Origin of the sequence: Paenibacillus sp. L3-i20, assembly GCF_022180385.2 — a bacterium.
Taxonomy (GTDB): Bacteria; Bacillota; Bacilli; order Paenibacillales; family Paenibacillaceae; genus Pristimantibacillus.
The window spans coordinates 1,540,103-1,556,474 of record NZ_BQME02000001.1 but is presented as its reverse complement, the minus strand read 5'-3'; the positions used below and the strand labels follow the sequence as shown (position 1 = coordinate 1,556,474).

Sequence of the window (16,372 nt, the reverse complement as noted above, 5' to 3'; positions counted from 1 at the left end):
ATATGGACACAATCAAAAAGATATTTAACAAATCATCCCTACTCGTTCCACTCGTATCGATCATACTGGGACTTCTAGTCGGAGCAATTGCAATGCTAGCAGGCGGGTATAACCCAATTGTAGCGTATAGCTCCCTATTCGAAAAAATTGTTGGAACCCCTTATGATATTGGCGAGACGATACGTGCAATAACCCCGCTTATTTTTACAGGTATTGCGGTTGCATTCGCATTCCGGACGGGATTATTTAATATCGGGGTAGAAGGTCAGTTCATTATGGGTATGACTGGTGCAACAATCATTGGTGTTTTATTCGAATTACCTTGGTACATTCACGGACCTCTTGCGATCTTTACAGGTGCGTTGTTCGGTGGAATATGGGCTGGAATCGTAGGTTATTTGAAGGCGAAGCGTGGTGTTAATGAGGTTATTTCCTCTATTATGCTTAACTGGACCGCACTTTATTTGGCCAATTATATTGTAGCTAAGTTTTTACTTGAAGAAGGTCAACAGAAGTCGAGACCTATTCATGAATCTGCACTTATGAATATCGATTGGCTAGTTGAAATTACCGATAAAGCAAGAATGCACTGGGGTACGCTCATCGCATTGGCTTGTGTCGCTATATTCTATATCCTTCTATGGCGTACGAAACAAGGATATGAGCTGCGTGCTGTTGGTTATAATCCGGATGCAGCGCTTTATGCGGGTATGAATGTGAATCGCACGATCATTAAATCGATGTTCATCAGCGGTGTGTTTGCTGGACTCGGCGGCGTGTTCGAAGTGCTTGGCGTATTCGGCAATCAGACTATAATGGCTGCATCATGGGGTTACGGGTTCGATGGCATCGCAGTAGCATTGCTAGGCGGTAATACACCGATTGGCGTATTCCTTGCAGCTGTTCTATTTGGTGGTTTGGGCTACGGTTCGGCAGGTATGAGCTTTGGTGCAGGCGTTCCATCAGAAATCGTTCGAATTGTTATAGGTTCAGTAATCTTCTTCGTTGCAGCGCATGGAATCGTGAAGTTTATTATTAAGCCGTTCATGATAAAACGCTCTAACAAGCGGAAGGAGGCGGCGTAATATGGGTTTCGAAACAATCGGAGAATTAATTAATACGACGCTCGTGTTTGCTACAGCGCTTATCTTTGCCGCCCTAGGCGGAATGTTCTCAGAACGTTCAGGTGTTGTTAACATTGGTCTTGAAGGTCTTATGGTATCAGGCGCATTCGCGGCAGCTGTTGCTACTGATTATGCTGCACAAGCAGGAATGGGTGCTGGCTCTCCTTGGATGGGGTTGCTAGCCGCTGCAGTGTATGGTGTGTTGTTCTCGTTATTGCATGCAGTAGCGACGATTACGTTTAAGTCTGATCAAACCGTTGTTGGTGTCGTTATCAACATACTTGCACTCGGCGTGGCGATTTATTTCACACGCAGTCTATATGATGGTTCGGCGCAAACAAGTCAGTTAGAGTATGTGTTTAGTAAGGTAGCAATACCTTTCCTTTCTGAAATTCCAATTATTGGAGAAGGTTTGTTCCGTGCTTATCCAACAACATTTATCGCAATCATACTTGTATTCGTAAGCTTTTTCGTACTGTTCAAGACGCCTTTCGGTTTGCGTCTTCGTGCGGTAGGTGAACATCCAAGTTCTGCGGATACTGTCGGTATTAGTGTAGCAAAATATCGTTATATTGGTGTTATGCTAAGCGGTGCGCTAGCAGGTCTAGGTGGGGCTACAATAACGCTTACGACTACAAGCAGCTTTACTCATAACACAATATCTGGACAAGGTTTCATTGCACTTGCCGCTTTGATTTTCGGTAAATGGAATCCATTTGGTCTTGCGGGAGCAGCAATTTTCTTCGGATTTGCTCAAGCGATTCGTAACTTTGCACAATTGTTCGAGTTCTCTAAGCAAATTCCGGTCGAAGTATTCTACATGCTGCCGTATGTGCTGACGCTTATCGTACTTGCAGCTGCTGTAGGACGCAGCAATGCTCCATCGGCGCTGGGACAGCCATACGATCCAGCAAGACGTTAGTATCTACAAGTGATTATAAGGGGGGGTACATCGTTGGGGACTATTGATACGTTTTTTATGTTTGAAGGGAAAGCGGAAGAAGCCATGAATTTCTATGTATCGCTTTTTAGGAATTCTGAAGTGTTAACCATTGAAAGATATGGTCCAGAAGGTCCAGGAGCTGAAGGTACTGTTGTTCAGGCGACATTTTCACTTAATGGTCAACAGTATAGGTGTATAGATAGTAGCGTCAAACATGCGTTTACGTTTACCCCAGCAATATCCCTGTTCGTGACTTGTGACACAGAAGAAGAGATTGATGATCTCTTTGAAAAGTTGAGTCGTGGTGGCTCAGTTCTGATGCCTCTAGACGTTTATCCATTCAGTCGAAAGTTTGCCTGGGTCGCTGATTCATTCGGCGTAACTTGGCAATTGAGCTTACCAAATTCGTAATGTGAGAAGTTAGAGAATATCGACGTAATATCAATAACGAGTCATGAAGAGGCCTGCCATTATGATGGCGGGTCTCTTTTCTATAAAATGAGGATTCATCCATTGACAGACCACTCTGCCAAGTGTAAATTAAATCTTAATCAAATGAATGAAACCCTTTTGGTTTAAACTATAGGTAAGCGACTTTTATAGATTGTGCATCATTTCACAAAGTTGAGTTTGCCGTAATATGGAATGGGACTTAAGTCCCATCCCTCATAAGAGGAGAGGATTTATCGTGGAAGCGCTGGCACTGGAACGCAAGGCGGAACAAAACCGTGAGTTGCGTGAACGGCTGATGCAATTAAAGAAAGAGCGTAATGCCATCATTCTTGCTCATTATTATCAGCGTGATGAAATTCAGGAAGTAGCAGATTTTCGTGGGGATTCCTTCTTACTTGCACAGAAAGCTGCAGAGACCGATGCAGAAGTTATCGTATTTTGCGGAGTTCACTTTATGGGCGAAAGTGCAAAGATCTTGGCACCGAATAAAACGGTTATTATTCCCGACGAACGTGCTGGTTGTCCAATGGCTGATATGGTTAATGTGGAAGGATTGCGCAAGCTTAAGGCTCAGTATCCTAACGCCAAAGTAGTTACCTATATTAACTCCTCAGCTGACATTAAGGCTGAGACGGATATTTGTTGTACATCTGCCAATGCGGTAAAAGTTGTTAATTCGGTGGAAGGCGACGAGGTAATCTGGGTTCCCGATAAGAATCTTGGCCATTATGTTCAGCAAAACACTGACAAGAAAATGATCATCTGGGAAGGCTATTGCAACACTCATGATATGTTGACCGTTAAAGACGTTGAAGAGATGAAAGCGAAATATCCGAATGCACAATTCGTTGTCCATCCGGAATGCCGTCCAGAAGTAGTGGAGCTTGGTGATTTCGTGGGAAGCACGACTGCTATTCTAAAATATTGTAAAGATTCCGACTGCCAAGAGTTTATTGTTGGTACGGAAGATGGCACCGGATATCAGCTTCGCCTAGATAGCCCAAATAAGACATTCCTGTTTGCATCGAAATATTTGGTATGTCCTAATATGAAGGTTAACAATTTGAAGAAACTTGTAAAATGTTTGGAGACGATGCAGCCGCAGATTTATGTACCACCTGCAATTGCGGATAAAGCCCGTTTGTCATTGGAGCGTATGCTATTGGTGAAGTAGCATGCGTTGCTGCTATTGCCAAAGATGAGTTGGAGCTGGAGGAATAAATATGATTCCTAGATATTTAATCGATGTGGAGCTAAATAAGCTTCCTGTGCTAGATAAAGATGTAATCGTTATAGGGGCCGGCATAGCCGGTCTTTTTACCGCTATTCGGGCAAGTGAAAACAATTCTGTATTAATGATTACGAAAAAATCGTTGCTAGAGAGCAACACTCGTTATGCACAGGGTGGTATTGCAGCGGTAATATCTGATGAGGACTCCCCCGCTTACCATCGACAAGATACTTTAATCGCTGGGGCGGGACTTTGTTCGAATGAAGCTGTTGACGTTCTCGTTCACGAAGGCCCACGTGGCGTACAAAGCCTTATTAAGATGGGAACGCAATTCGACTTGGAGAACGGAGAGTTTGCGTTGACCAAGGAGGGCGCACATAGCCAAAGGCGTATTTTGCATGCTAATGGTGACGCTACTGGCTTTGAGATCGTTAGAGCATTATCTGAAAATGCTGTAGCCAACCCGAAGATAGAAGTATGGGATGACCATTTCGTAATCGATCTAGTAACTGAGGATGGAGAATGTTGCGGTGTCATCGTGCAAAAGCCAAGCGGCGAACGATTATTCGTGCGGGGCAAAGCAACTATTTTATGTTCTGGCGGCGCAGGTCAGCTGTATCGTTATACAACAAATCCAGAAATAGCGACCGGCGACGGGATAGCGATGGCTTATCGTGCTGGTGCTTACATACAGGATGTGGAGTTCATTCAATTCCATCCAACATCACTTTGTTACCCGGGAGCACCACGATTTCTGATCTCCGAAGCAGTTCGGGGGGAGGGTGCGGTGCTTCGTAATATTAAGGGCGAGCGCTTTATGGACAAGTACCATGAGCAGTTAGAGCTTGCGCCACGTGATGTGGTCGCTCGGGCAATCGTCAGTGAGATGGAGGAGACAAAATCTACCTTCGTCTACATTGATATAACAGATGAATCGCCTGAAATGGTTAAACATCGTTTTCCTACTATATATGAATATTGCTTGCGGTACGGGCTGGATCTAACTACAGATTGGATACCTGTAGCCCCTGCGATGCATTATATGATGGGTGGCGTAAAAACCGATTTGAACGGTGAGACGAACATTAAGCGACTATTTGCATGCGGTGAAGTCTCATCTACAGGTGTGCATGGCGCGAACAGGCTTGCGAGTAATTCGTTGTCGGAAGCAGTCGTGTTTGGTCGACGCATCGTGAAGCGTATTAATGAGCTTCCAGCATTGGAGCAGCAACCTACTATTGAATGTGAGTCGGATCGCAGCAGTGTTTCTATTCAGGCAGTCGTTGAACGGCGCTTGAAGCTTCAGAAAGTTATGGTTCGTTATGTCGGTTTGCGCCGTAACGAAATGGGATTAAGAAAAGGTCTTGAGGAATTGAAGCGTCAGTTGCCGCTTTTCCAAACGATCCTGACACAGCGCGAGGAGTTTGAATTCGCGAACTTGCTAACTTGTGCACTGCTGACGACGGAGTCGGCTTTGCAAAGAGAAGAGAGTCGAGGCGCTCATTATCGGGAAGACTTCCCTATACGAGATGATGAGGGTTCAAGGAAACATACGGTGTTACACCGGATACAAGGAATTACCGAGGAGCGAATAGACGATGTTTGAATGGACGACAGGTGGATATGACGCTGCGTTGCGAAATCAAATTCAGGGCTGGCTTGCCGAGGACATCGGGAGCGGAGATATTACGACGGAGACGACAATTCCGGCCAATTCTCATTCTAAAGCAGTTATTCATATGAAGGAATCTGGCATTATTGCCGGTATACCGGTTGCTAAGCTGGTATTCGACGTTGTTGATCCGTCATTAGTATTTCGGACATTCGTTCAAGATGGTGATTTAGTCACTATAGGAACGGTTATTATAGAAGTAGAGGGAAGTACACGCAGCTTACTTACTGGCGAGCGGTTAGCGCTTAATTTGATGCAGCGTTTGTCAGGAATTGCAACAAAGACGAATACGTTTGTACAAGCTCTTCAAGGACTTCCAGTAAGACTGGTGGATACACGCAAAACAACACCAGGCCACAGAATGCTTGAGAAGTATGCTGTAAGAGTCGGTGGAGGTTCAAATCATCGATTTGGTCTTTATGATGCTGTTATGATTAAAGATAATCATATTAAAGGGGCAGGCAGTATTACGGCTGCTGTTACAGCATCACGGAAACAAATTCCCCATACGATGAAAATCGAGGTGGAAACGGAATCAATTACTCAAATTGAGGAAGCATTAGATTGTGGTGCTGACATTATTATGCTCGACAATATGTCTACGACATTAATGAAAGAGGCTGTTGCTCTTATAAAGGGACGTTCACCGCATACATTGGTTGAAGCTTCGGGAGGCGTTTCGCTTGAAACGATCCATGGCATTGCAGCCTGTGGCGTAGATGTAATTTCCGTGGGAGCACTTACTTATTCATTCCAGGCACTAGATATTAGTCTTGACTTGAATGAGAAGAAAGGAGGCGAGCCGGGATGATTTTTGTCATCGATGTCGGCAATACGAATATTGTGCTCGGTATATACCGAGGCAAGGAGCTATTACATCATTGGCGCTTAAGTACGAATCGTTCCGCAACAGTAGATGAATATGGCATAAGCATTCACAACTTATTTCACTATGCGGGAGTGCGCATAGATCAAATTGAAGGCGTTATTATTTCTTCCGTTGTACCCCCATTAATGCGAACACTAGAGCAACTATGTCTAAAATATGTCCGCAAAGCACCACTAGTTGTTGGGCCAGGCGTTAAGACTGGACTTAACATTCGATATGAAAACCCAAGAGAAGTGGGTGCAGACCGAATCGTTAATTCAGTGGCTGGTATAGAGAAGTATGGTGCACCGCTAATTGTTGTTGATTTCGGTACGGCAACAACGTTTGATTATATCGACCAAAGCGGCAGCTATCTAGGCGGGGCAATTGTACCGGGTATCGGCATTTCTACTGAGGCATTGTATCAAAGGGCAGCTAAGCTGCCGCGGATCGAGCTTACAAGGCCGAAAAGCGTAATAGGACGAAATCCGGTTACTTCGATGCAGGCTGGCATTATATTCGGCTATGCGGGACAAGTTGACGGTATTGTAAATCGCATTCGCAAAGAGTTTAGCGTAACGCCGCGCGTCATTGCGACTGGCGGGCTCGCTGAACTGATTGCAGCAGAATCGGAGACTATTCAAGAGGTTGATCCATTGCTAACACTTGAGGGTCTGCGCATTATATATGAACGCAACCAGGAGGGGCAATAATGGAAGAGCAATTGAAGGACGTGCTTGTGCGAGGAACAGCATGGAATGGAAAAATACGCGTATTCGCAGCACGAACAACGAATCTCGTCGAGGAGCACCGTCAGCGGCATGATACGTTCCCGACAGCTTCAGCAGCATTAGGCCGTACGCTAACGGTAGCAGCGATGATGGGTGCTATGCTCAAGGGACAAGAGAAGTTGACCATTCAAGTAAAGGGCGATGGGCCAATTGGTTCGATATTTGTTGATGCCAACTCTTATGGAGAAGTGCGTGGCTATGTAGATCATCCGCAAGCGCATCATGGCAGCAATCAGAAAGGGAAGCTCGATGTAGCAGGTGCGGTCGGTACAAGCGGTTATCTTTATGTAACGAAGGATTTGGGAATGAAGGAACCTTATCGAGGAAGCGTTCCTATTATATCTGGCGAGCTGGGTGAAGATTTTACGTACTATTTTGCCGTATCAGAGCAGACGCCTTCTGCTGTTGGGGTTGGTGTACTTGTAGAGCCAGACAACTCAGTTACACATGCAGGCGGCTTTATCGTTCAGCTTATGCCAGGATTAACGGATGAGGAGATTACAAGGCTGGAGCAGGCGATTGCCAAATTGCCTCATGTTACAGCGCTGCTAGAGCAAGGGGAAACGCCGGAAGGTCTGCTTGGTTTGGTCGTAGGTAACGAAGATTTAGTTATACATGATACGATGGATCTGATATTCAAATGCCAGTGTTCCGAAGAAAAAGTCGGAAATACATTAATTAGTCTAGGGCAGCGTGAACTAGAGCAAATTATTCAAGAAGATGGACAAGCCGAAGTGGTATGCCACTTCTGCAATGAGAAATATACGTACAAACGGCCACAGCTGGAGCTGCTGCTTGAGCAAGCGAAACCAAAGCCGATCCAATAATCGGAGGCAGTCCATGCGATGAAGAGATACGAGGTGCTGAAGGTGGTTGTCATCCTTCAAGCTGTATGCATGATTGCTCTTACAGGCATGGTGCTAGCGAAGGTATGGCCGCAATCGGATAAGGAAGAGAACGAACAAACGGAAAAGCTTGATCCTCCACCTCATCAAGGGGATGGTGTGGAGGATCAAGGAGGCGCAGATAAGTGGAATAACGCTAAACATGGGGATCAGATCGTTGCTACAGTTAATGGGAAGCCAATTACAAGAGCCCAGCTTTCAGACGAACTGTACAAGCAATACGGTAATAATGTTCTCAGACAGATGATGGTGAGACTAGCAATAGACCTCGAAGTAGATGCTTCTAATATTGTCTTATCACAAGAAGAATTGGAACGTGAACTAGCGCTCTTAGCAGAAGGCTACGGTAGTGAGGATTTATATTTCGCTGCTATGAAGGATCAACTCGGGATGAGTAAGGCTCAAGTGATGGGTGAAATGCGCTATCGAATATTAATGGAGAAGATTGCTATTTCAAATATTTCGATTAGCGATTCCGATGTAGAAGAATATATGGAAGCCCACCCGGAGCAATTCGATCCAAAGTTGCAATTACATTTGCTATGGATTGTAACGGATACACAAGCTCAAGCTGAATCTCTATTGGAAAAGCTAGCTGATGGAGAAGATTTCGCGCAATTAGCAAGAGACTACTCACAAGATGAGTTTACCGCAGATGACGGTGGAGATTTGGGCATGATTGATGCCGATGATCCTTTCTATAATGATGTAATGCTGAAGATAGCTAATGAGATGTCGATTGCAGAGATTGAAGGTCCGATAGCGCTTGATGAAGGTTTTGCCATTATACAATTGGCGGGGCGACAAACGAATTCTGGCCCGACAGGCGTTCATTTGTACAATGCGGTTCGTAAGAAGCTTGCTCTTGAGCAAGCGAAGCCACTTAGGGAGCTTGAGGATGAGCTGTTAGAGCGCTATGGAGCGGCTATTTTAAAATAGTGAGTGGTAGTATTTCTTCTGACACTGGGGCGTATAGTTTACAAGAAATAGAAAGTGTCTATTGACAACGGAAGCAAGACATTGTTAAGATGGAATTAGTCAAAACCAACTATTTTAGTCGGAATAAGGAGGCTTTCCGTTTCATGGCAAAAATTGTACAAAGCGTTACTGAACTAATTGGCGATACTCCACTCGTTCGATTGAACCGTCTCGTGCCTGAGGATAGCGCGGAGATTTATGTAAAGCTTGAATACCAAAACCCGGGTGCAAGTGTAAAAGACCGCATCGCAATCAGCATGGTTGAAGTAGCAGAGCAAGAAGGACTAATTAAACCAGGCGATACAATCGTTGAACCTACAAGCGGTAACACAGGCATCGGGCTTGCGCTAGTAGCTGCTGCAAAAGGGTACAAGGCTATTCTTGTAATGCCTGAAACGATGAGTGTTGAGCGTCGTAACTTGCTTCGTGCTTATGGTGCTGAGCTTGTTCTTACACCAGGTTCCGAAGGAATGAACGGTGCAGTTCGCAAGGCTGAGGAGCTTGTTAATGAAAATGCCTCATACTTCATGCCGCAACAGTTCAAAAACCAAGCAAACGTAAAGATTCACCGTGAAACGACTGGACCCGAAATCGTTGAAGCTATCAACTCATTGGATGGCAAATTAGATGCATTTATCGCAGGTATCGGTACTGGCGGTACAATTTCTGGTGCTGGTGAAGTGCTTAAAGCTAACTTCGAAGGTATTAAAATTTATGCAGTTGAGCCTGCGGCTTCTCCGCTTCTTTCTGGCGGTAACCCAGGTCCACATAAAATTCAAGGTATTGGTGCAAACTTTGTCCCTGATATTTTGAATCGTGAAATATATGACGGTGTAATTGCTGTTGAGAATGAAGAAGCATTTGAATATGCACGTCGAGCAGCAAAAGAAGAAGGCCTGTTAGTTGGTATTTCTTCTGGTGCAGCGATTAGTGCAGCACTGCAAGTAGCTAAAGAGCTAGGCAAAGGGAAACGTGTCGTCGCCATTATTCCAAGTAATGGTGAGCGTTACTTGAGTACGCCGCTATTTAACTTCGAAAATTAATTTTATCTTCCGGAACTAATTTATAACGATAATTAAGCTTCATTGCTTGTTAAGAGAGGGCCTTCCATTCTTCGGACTGGGGGGCACTTTTCTTTTGCTGCATGATTCTGTATACTGAGCGAAATAAGTAAGATGAACGGGGGTACAAGGTGATGATCACCGCGTGGGAAGAGTGGATTCGGTGGCGCGCCGAAGGGAAATATACGACGTTGCCCCTTATGAAGGAATTGCCGCTTCAGTTGGAAGCGGGCGGCAGCATCACCTCTTGGGAGGAAGTGTGGCAGGATGCATCTCCTTATGCTTTTGTGCTTGAGAGTGGAAAAGATGGTCGCTTTTCCTATTTGGGTTTGCATCCTGAAAGTATTATAAGCGGTAAGGGTATGGAGGCTGAGTCTACTTCGTTTCAATCAATGGAGGAACAATCCCCATCTCGTAAGAAATGGCATGGTAAGCCGCTAGAGATTGTTCGTTCGTGGATGAGTGATGGCTATGGACCTAGACTAGATGGCAAGGATGGTCCTAAGTGGCTAGGCGGTTGTGCGGGTTTCTGGAGCTACGACATTATTCGCACGATTGAACGATTGCCGGAAATTGCTTCGGATGACACAGGCTTACCGGACTTCTTATTTCTACGAATGAATGAACTATGGATTGTCGATCATGCGAAATCTGTCGTTTATTGCGTCGTTCATAGTGCTATAGATGTGGATACTTCCGAGGAACAATTGAGATCCGTTTATGAGCGGGCGCAATCTCGACTTGAGGGAATGTCCGATTATTGGTTGACCTGGTTCGAGAATGACAAAGCTCGTGAGAGAGCGAATAAGTTGAAGGCGAGCAGGCTGTCGCTGATGGAGAAGGATTCGCTGCACATCGATGTAGAGACAGTCGAAGGCATATCGTCACCTACTTCTAGAGAGATGTATATGGAAGCGGTACGAAAAATTCAGCATTACATTGGGCAAGGCGATGCCTTTCAGGTTAATTTATCCCAGCGTCAGACTCGCACATTATCGAGTGCGTCTGAAGAAATGTATGAGTGGCTGAGACTAGTTAATCCATCACCATATATGGGTTTTCTTCGCTGCCCAGACTTCCAATTAGTATCAGCATCCCCAGAGCTGCTTGTAGAGCTGTCTAATGGCCGATTAATTACGCGTCCGATTGCGGGCACGAGGAGGAGAGGTCGTACTGAGGAAGAGGATCTGCGCTTTGCTGAAGAGTTGCGTACGAACGAGAAGGAACGGGCAGAGCATATTATGCTTGTTGATTTGGAGCGTAATGACTTAGGGAGAATAGCGACCTATGGTTCTGTTCAGGTGAAGGAGCTTATGGTTATTGAGCATTATTCACACGTCATGCATCTTGTTTCCCAAGTTGAAGGCGATCTTGCTAGCGGCAGGGATGCGTATGATGTAATTGCAGCTACGTTCCCTGGAGGAACTATTACAGGCGCTCCGAAGATACGTACGATGGAAATTATCGAGGAGCTGGAGCCTGTTCGCAGAGGTGCTTATACAGGGTCCTTAGGATGGATTGACTATAATGGAGATATGGAATTTAATATAATTATTAGAACGATGGCTGTTCAGAACGGACAAGTGCATGTCCAGGCTGGTGCAGGCATCGTCATAGACTCCGATCCGGAGCGGGAATATATAGAGTCGCTGAGCAAGGCGAAAGCACTTTGGAAGGCGATCCAGTATAGCGAACGTTTTTCAGAGGAGAACTGAAGTAGATTGACCTATTTATAGGCTTTGGATGAAGGGGTGCGGAATATGATACTCGTAATCGATAATTATGATTCGTTCACGTACAATTTGGTTCAATATTTGGGCGAGCTTGGTGAAGAGATTGTTGTGAAAAGAAATGATGAAATTGATCTAGCTGGTATTGAAGCGCTAGCACCCGACCATATTTTGATTTCGCCAGGACCATGTTCACCTAACGAAGCGGGAATCAGTTTATCGCTAATTGAGCGCTTCAAGGGTGAAATTCCAATTCTCGGCGTCTGCCTTGGACATCAATCGATTGGACAAGCGTTCGGCGGAGAGGTAATACGGGCGGAGAAGTTGATGCATGGCAAAACGTCACCAATACTGCATGATGGTAAATCGATTTTTGAAGGACTGGAGTCACCGTTCACTGCAACTCGCTATCATTCATTGATTGTACGAAGAGAAACACTTCCTGATTGTCTAGAAATAAGTGCAGAGACGGCAGAAGGCGAAATTATGGGTCTTCGTCACAAAACATACGCGATTGAAGGCGTACAATTCCACCCTGAATCCATCATTACCGATCATGGCTTATCGATGCTGCGTAACTTCTTGCGTCATCGCACGGGCACACTGTAATGAAAGTTGGGTTTAATGGTTCCATCGTAGAAGCTAGCGAAGCTGTGATCTCAGTATATGATCACGGCTTTTTGTACGGTCTGGGATTGTTCGAAACTTTCCGTACGTATAAAGGTCGTCCATATTTAATTGAGAGACATATGGAGAGGTTGCAGCTTGGTTGCGCTGAGCTAGGGATTAAATTCAGGATGAGTATAGAAGAAGTAGAGGATTGGGCAAGGCGATTGCTTGCGGAGAATGGGCTATATGACGGCTATATTCGCCTGACGGTGAGCGCTGGGGAAGATGTACTAGGATTGCCTTCAAGCGATTACGAGCGCCCAAATGCGTTTATGCTCGTCAAAGAACTGCCTATTGTGCGAGATGTTGATCTCTTCTGGGGACGGGAGCTGAGGATGCTTCGTACGAAGCGGAATACACCAGAAAGTTCTATCCGCTTCAAGTCGCTTCATTATATGAACAATATATTGGCTAAACGTGAGCTACTTGGTTTGTCTAAGCGTGAGGAGAAGGATGAGAGTTATATTCCTCCGATGCCAGGTGCTGAAGGCTTGATGCTGTCTGAAGCGGGATGGCTGACGGAAGGTATCGTCAGTAATCTATTTTTCGTGAGCGATGGTGTCATTCGCACACCTGCAATAGAAACGGGAATATTGCCTGGTGTGACGAGGCAGAAGGTACTCGAGCTAGCGGCTGATGCCGGCTACAGAACAGAAGAAGGATTGTATACGTGGGAATCTCTCGTAGAGGGGGATGAGATTTGGATGACCAACTCTATTCAGGAGCTTGTGCCGATCACGACACTAACAGACACTAGTTTCCAGCAAATCATTATTAGTAGTGGTGAGGCGGGTGAAATAACAAGATCGCTGCTTGCTTTGTATCGAGCGGATACACTCAGTTAAACAAGCCGATACAACCAGTTAAACGAGCTAATACTATCTAAACGAGCTAATACTATCAGATAAATGTGAGCAGCAGAGGGTATAGTAGTAGAGTTAGGGATGTGAAGCAGCGGTAAACGGTACAGTGAATCATGATTCGTAGTGCTGTTATGAAGGAGTGGACGATGATGAATAATAGACCTACTTTTTGGGATAGAAGCTATGAACTGGGCGATGACGTAAAGCTTGAACTTGGGAAGCGCACTCTCATAATGGGTATTTTGAATGCAACTCCCGATTCCTTCTCGGATGGCGGACGATATATGAATGTTGAGCGTGCTCTTGAGCATGCGCATGAGATGGTAGAAGCGGGCGCTGACATATTGGACATTGGCGGAGAGTCGACGAGACCGGGCTACGAGGCTGTCAGTCCTGAAGAGGAACTGAAACGCGTTTTGCCTGTTATTACAGCCGTTCGCGAAGCGCTTCCACACGTAGCGTTATCTATCGATACATATAAGGCTGCAACTGCGCGCCATGCGCTTGAAGCGGGCGCACATATCATTAACGACATTTGGGGTCTCAAAGGGGACCCCGATATGGCCGCAGTAGCGGCCGAGTATGGCTGTCCAGTTATTATCAGCCATAACCGCCACTCCCGGGACTATAACGACCTCGTCCCGGATGTGCTCGCCGATCTGCGAAGCAGCATCGGCATTGCCCAAGCTGCCGGCATCGCCGATGACCGGGTATGGCTTGATCCCGGCATCGGCTTCGCCAAAACCCATGACGACAACCTCGCCATGCTCGGTCGTCTATCAGAGCTAACCGCGCTCGGCTATCCCGTGCTTCTTGGCACCTCGCGCAAACGATTCATCCGGCAGACACTTAACCTGCCGGTAGAAGAGCTGGTTGAGGGGACGGCAGCGACCGTCACCCTCGGAATCGCGCACGGATGCCAAATCGTGCGCGTTCACGATGTCCGCGCGATTAAGCGGACCGCCCTTATGGCGGATGCGATCCTCTATCGCGCGTAACGCCGGGCCAGCCTTGCCCCGGGAGGGGTGGCTGGCTGTGCGGATCTTATTGTTGGTCAATATGCGGACCCACGCCACAAGCTCTATTTTTCGAAATTAAGGAGTCGATAAATAATGGATCATATGATTGTAAAAGGGATGCGCTTCTACGGTTACCATGGGGTATTTCCCGAGGAAAATAAGCTAGGACAGAAGTTTTACGTCGATTTAGATCTATTGATGGATCTAGAACAAGCTGCTAAGACGGATGATTTGAATGCTACGATTAACTATGCGGAGCTGCACGCCCTGACGAAAGGAATAGTCGAAGGACCGCCCTTCAAGCTGATTGAAGCGTTAACTGGGCACATTGCATCGCGTGTATTGGAAGCTTATACTATGATAAATGAAGTTACGGTTAGAGTGACAAAACCAAATCCACCGTTTGATATTCATTTCGACGGTGTGACGATAGAGCTGCGGAGAAAGCGGGATGGGGATGGCAAGCCAGTACGAGCATAAAGCTGAGGCATATATTGCTCTTGGCTCCAATATAGGCGATCGTGAGGAGCTGCTGCAGGAAGCTATCAATCTCATCGATTCCGAGCCGGATATTTGCGTCATGCACGTATCGGGTATTTACGAAACAGATCCAGTAGGCTATACGGATCAGCCCCCTTTTCTGAACATGGCAGTTGCGGTCACAACTTCTCTAGAGCCGATGAAGCTGCTTCATACGTTGCTTGAGCTTGAGGGGCGCCTCGGGAGAATTCGACACGAACGTTGGGGACCGAGAACCATTGACCTCGATCTTCTCCTATACGATAATGTCAGAATGGATCAAGAGGAACTGACGCTGCCGCATCCTCGTATGATGGAGCGGTCGTTTGTGCTTGTCCCTCTGCATGATGTGATATCGAGCTCGCATCCTCTGCATGAGGAGGTTGCAACGATTTCTGCAGCAGCGCTTCAGGGTGGAAAGGAAGGCATTACATTATGGAAAACAATCAACTGGCGCAGCGCGTCAGAGCCTTTCGAAAATTGAAAGGTTACACGCAACAAGAACTGGCAAGGGAGCTAGGCGTTTCAGTCGCAGTTCTAGGTTCACTAGAGCGTGGTACTCGCAAAAACGATCCTAAGCTGCTTAATCATATCGCAAAGACACTAGGAATTAGCTATGAAGAACTTATGACAATAAAGGAAGAGTAGGGGGAGACATGCTGAAAGTCGGAGACATCGAGATGAAAAACAGAGTGGTTCTCGCTCCGATGGCAGGCGTATGCAGTAACCCGGCTTTTTGACTTATTGCAAAGGAAATCGGAACAGGGCTTGTGTGCGCAGAGATGGTAAGCGACAAAGCAATTCTACACAGAAATAAACGTACGCTTGAGATGTTGTTTGTCGATGAGCGTGATAAGCCGCTTAGCTTGCAATTTTCGGGGGGACCGAGAATCGCTAGTAGAAGCAGCTAAGATCGTGGATAAGCAAACTAACGCAGATATAATCGATATTAATATAGGTTGCCCTGTGCCAAAAGTAACGAAGTGCGACGCTGAGGCAAGTTGGTTGCTTGATCCCAATAAAATATACGAGATGATATCTGCTGTTGTAGATGCAGTCGATAAGAGCCAGTAACGGTCAAGATGTGTATCGGCTGGGATGATCAACACATCTATGCCGTGGAGAATGCCCGTGCTGTAGAATGTGCAGGCGGCAAAGTTGTAAGTGTCCATGGACGTACACGTGAGCAATTGTATACCGGTAAGGCTAATTGGGATATTATAATGGAAGAACCGGGTCGCGACAGAATGGTCGCTATTCTGCGAAACTATATTGAAACCTTTGAAGCGGAAGTAGAGATGGATCCAGCTTCTCCGGCAACGTCCTCTAACGGCAAGACAGAAGAAGCTCTACACTAAATTTGCAAAAGTGGTTAGAAGGCAATCGTCGTCATCAACCGCTTTCTTGTGTCATTCCTTTTTTTTTGCAGAGCAATGTGAAATGGTTATAATGGTTGCATTGGCTTTGATTGACAATCGGTAAACCATGCAATATAATCGTGCAATATAATCCATCAGCAAGATGCCAATCTGCATCTCTTAGTTGT

General features: G+C 45.9%; 17 protein-coding genes and 1 pseudogene. All 18 read left to right on the top strand.

Annotated features, from left to right (window positions below):
* The first annotated feature begins 2 nt into the window (after positions 1–2).
* Positions 3–1,085 (top strand): ABC transporter permease, encoded by a 1,083-nt coding sequence (locus MFF31_RS07450; protein ID WP_238187417.1) that lies wholly within the window; start codon positions 3–5, stop codon positions 1,083–1,085.
* A gap of 1 nt (position 1,086) precedes the next feature.
* Positions 1,087–2,046 (top strand): ABC transporter permease, encoded by a 960-nt coding sequence (locus MFF31_RS07445; RefSeq protein ID WP_238187416.1) that lies wholly within the window; start codon positions 1,087–1,089, stop codon positions 2,044–2,046.
* Positions 2,047–2,079: 33 nt separating this feature from the next.
* A complete protein-coding gene (locus MFF31_RS07440; protein WP_282570434.1) occupies positions 2,080–2,478 on the top strand; it encodes a VOC family protein in 399 nt (132 codons plus the stop codon).
* A gap of 277 nt (positions 2,479–2,755) precedes the next feature.
* The gene (gene nadA, locus MFF31_RS07435; protein WP_238187415.1) at positions 2,756–3,694 is read left to right on the top strand and encodes a quinolinate synthase NadA; all 939 of its coding nucleotides are present in this window, start codon (positions 2,756–2,758) and stop codon (positions 3,692–3,694) included.
* A 49-nt stretch (positions 3,695–3,743) separates the two neighbouring features.
* Positions 3,744–5,357: an L-aspartate oxidase gene (gene nadB / locus MFF31_RS07430; protein ID WP_238187414.1), complete on the top strand. Its 1,614-nt coding sequence runs from the start codon at positions 3,744–3,746 to the stop codon at positions 5,355–5,357.
* The gene (gene nadC, locus MFF31_RS07425; protein ID WP_238187413.1) at positions 5,350–6,234 is read left to right on the top strand and encodes a carboxylating nicotinate-nucleotide diphosphorylase; all 885 of its coding nucleotides are present in this window, start codon (positions 5,350–5,352) and stop codon (positions 6,232–6,234) included. Before nadB ends, nadC begins: the two co-directional genes overlap by 8 nt.
* Positions 6,231–7,004, top strand: a complete 774-nt coding sequence (locus MFF31_RS07420; RefSeq protein ID WP_238187412.1) for a type III pantothenate kinase — start codon at positions 6,231–6,233, stop codon at positions 7,002–7,004. The genes nadC and MFF31_RS07420 overlap by 4 nt, the downstream gene beginning before the upstream one ends.
* A complete protein-coding gene (hslO, locus tag MFF31_RS07415; RefSeq protein WP_238187411.1) occupies positions 7,004–7,909 on the top strand; it encodes an Hsp33 family molecular chaperone HslO in 906 nt (301 codons plus the stop codon). Before MFF31_RS07420 ends, hslO begins: the two co-directional genes overlap by 1 nt.
* An 18-nt stretch (positions 7,910–7,927) precedes the next feature.
* Complete coding sequence (locus MFF31_RS07410; protein ID WP_238187410.1) at positions 7,928–8,926, top strand: peptidylprolyl isomerase; 999 nt, start codon at positions 7,928–7,930, stop codon at positions 8,924–8,926.
* A 143-nt stretch (positions 8,927–9,069) separates the two neighbouring features.
* A complete protein-coding gene (gene cysK / locus MFF31_RS07405) occupies positions 9,070–10,008 on the top strand; it encodes a cysteine synthase A (protein ID WP_238187409.1) in 939 nt (312 codons plus the stop codon).
* 152 nt (positions 10,009–10,160) lie between these two features.
* Positions 10,161–11,741: an anthranilate synthase component I family protein gene (locus MFF31_RS07400; protein ID WP_238187408.1), complete on the top strand. Its 1,581-nt coding sequence runs from the start codon at positions 10,161–10,163 to the stop codon at positions 11,739–11,741.
* Positions 11,742–11,786: 45 nt separating this feature from the next.
* Positions 11,787–12,365 (top strand): aminodeoxychorismate/anthranilate synthase component II, encoded by a 579-nt coding sequence (gene pabA, locus MFF31_RS07395; protein WP_238187407.1) that lies wholly within the window; start codon positions 11,787–11,789, stop codon positions 12,363–12,365.
* Positions 12,365–13,270 carry an aminotransferase class IV gene (locus MFF31_RS07390; protein ID WP_238187406.1) on the top strand — a complete coding sequence of 302 codons (906 nt, stop codon included), beginning with the start codon at positions 12,365–12,367 and terminating at the stop codon, positions 13,268–13,270. The genes pabA and MFF31_RS07390 overlap by 1 nt, the downstream gene beginning before the upstream one ends.
* A 164-nt stretch (positions 13,271–13,434) precedes the next feature.
* A complete protein-coding gene (folP, locus tag MFF31_RS07385; protein ID WP_375541279.1) occupies positions 13,435–14,286 on the top strand; it encodes a dihydropteroate synthase in 852 nt (283 codons plus the stop codon).
* 114 nt (positions 14,287–14,400) lie between these two features.
* Positions 14,401–14,787, top strand: a complete 387-nt coding sequence (gene folB / locus MFF31_RS07380; protein ID WP_238187405.1) for a dihydroneopterin aldolase — start codon at positions 14,401–14,403, stop codon at positions 14,785–14,787.
* On the top strand, positions 14,759–15,310 hold the full coding sequence (gene folK / locus MFF31_RS07375) for a 2-amino-4-hydroxy-6-hydroxymethyldihydropteridine diphosphokinase (protein ID WP_238187404.1): 552 nt from the start codon (positions 14,759–14,761) through the stop codon (positions 15,308–15,310). Before folB ends, folK begins: the two co-directional genes overlap by 29 nt.
* Positions 15,262–15,474 carry a helix-turn-helix domain-containing protein gene (locus MFF31_RS07370; protein ID WP_238187403.1) on the top strand — a complete coding sequence of 71 codons (213 nt, stop codon included), beginning with the start codon at positions 15,262–15,264 and terminating at the stop codon, positions 15,472–15,474. The genes folK and MFF31_RS07370 overlap by 49 nt, the downstream gene beginning before the upstream one ends.
* 8 nt (positions 15,475–15,482) lie before the next feature.
* Positions 15,483–16,055, top strand: a pseudogene (locus tag MFF31_RS07365) (tRNA-dihydrouridine synthase); the annotation flags it as partial.
* Positions 16,056–16,372: the final 317 nt, after the last annotated feature.

Bases quoted from the DNA above. Each gene is read 5' to 3' on its own strand.
- MFF31_RS07450 (WP_238187417.1), top strand. From the start codon at position 3: ATGGACACAATCAAAAAGATATTTAACAAATCATCCCTACTCGTTCCA.
- MFF31_RS07445 (WP_238187416.1), top strand. From the start codon at position 1,087: ATGGGTTTCGAAACAATCGGAGAATTAATTAATACGACGCTCGTGTTT.
- nadB (WP_238187414.1), top strand. From the start codon at position 3,744: ATGATTCCTAGATATTTAATCGATGTGGAGCTAAATAAGCTTCCTGTG.
- nadC (WP_238187413.1), top strand. From the start codon at position 5,350: ATGTTTGAATGGACGACAGGTGGATATGACGCTGCGTTGCGAAATCAA.
- MFF31_RS07420 (WP_238187412.1), top strand. From the start codon at position 6,231: ATGATTTTTGTCATCGATGTCGGCAATACGAATATTGTGCTCGGTATA.
- hslO (WP_238187411.1), top strand. From the start codon at position 7,004: ATGGAAGAGCAATTGAAGGACGTGCTTGTGCGAGGAACAGCATGGAAT.
- MFF31_RS07410 (WP_238187410.1), top strand. From the start codon at position 7,928: ATGAAGAGATACGAGGTGCTGAAGGTGGTTGTCATCCTTCAAGCTGTA.
- cysK (WP_238187409.1), top strand. From the start codon at position 9,070: ATGGCAAAAATTGTACAAAGCGTTACTGAACTAATTGGCGATACTCCA.
- MFF31_RS07400 (WP_238187408.1), top strand. From the start codon at position 10,161: ATGATCACCGCGTGGGAAGAGTGGATTCGGTGGCGCGCCGAAGGGAAA.
- pabA (WP_238187407.1), top strand. From the start codon at position 11,787: ATGATACTCGTAATCGATAATTATGATTCGTTCACGTACAATTTGGTT.
- MFF31_RS07390 (WP_238187406.1), top strand. From the start codon at position 12,365: ATGAAAGTTGGGTTTAATGGTTCCATCGTAGAAGCTAGCGAAGCTGTG.
- folP (WP_375541279.1), top strand. From the start codon at position 13,435: ATGATGAATAATAGACCTACTTTTTGGGATAGAAGCTATGAACTGGGC.
- folB (WP_238187405.1), top strand. From the start codon at position 14,401: ATGGATCATATGATTGTAAAAGGGATGCGCTTCTACGGTTACCATGGG.
- folK (WP_238187404.1), top strand. From the start codon at position 14,759: ATGGGGATGGCAAGCCAGTACGAGCATAAAGCTGAGGCATATATTGCT.
- MFF31_RS07370 (WP_238187403.1), top strand. From the start codon at position 15,262: ATGGAAAACAATCAACTGGCGCAGCGCGTCAGAGCCTTTCGAAAATTG.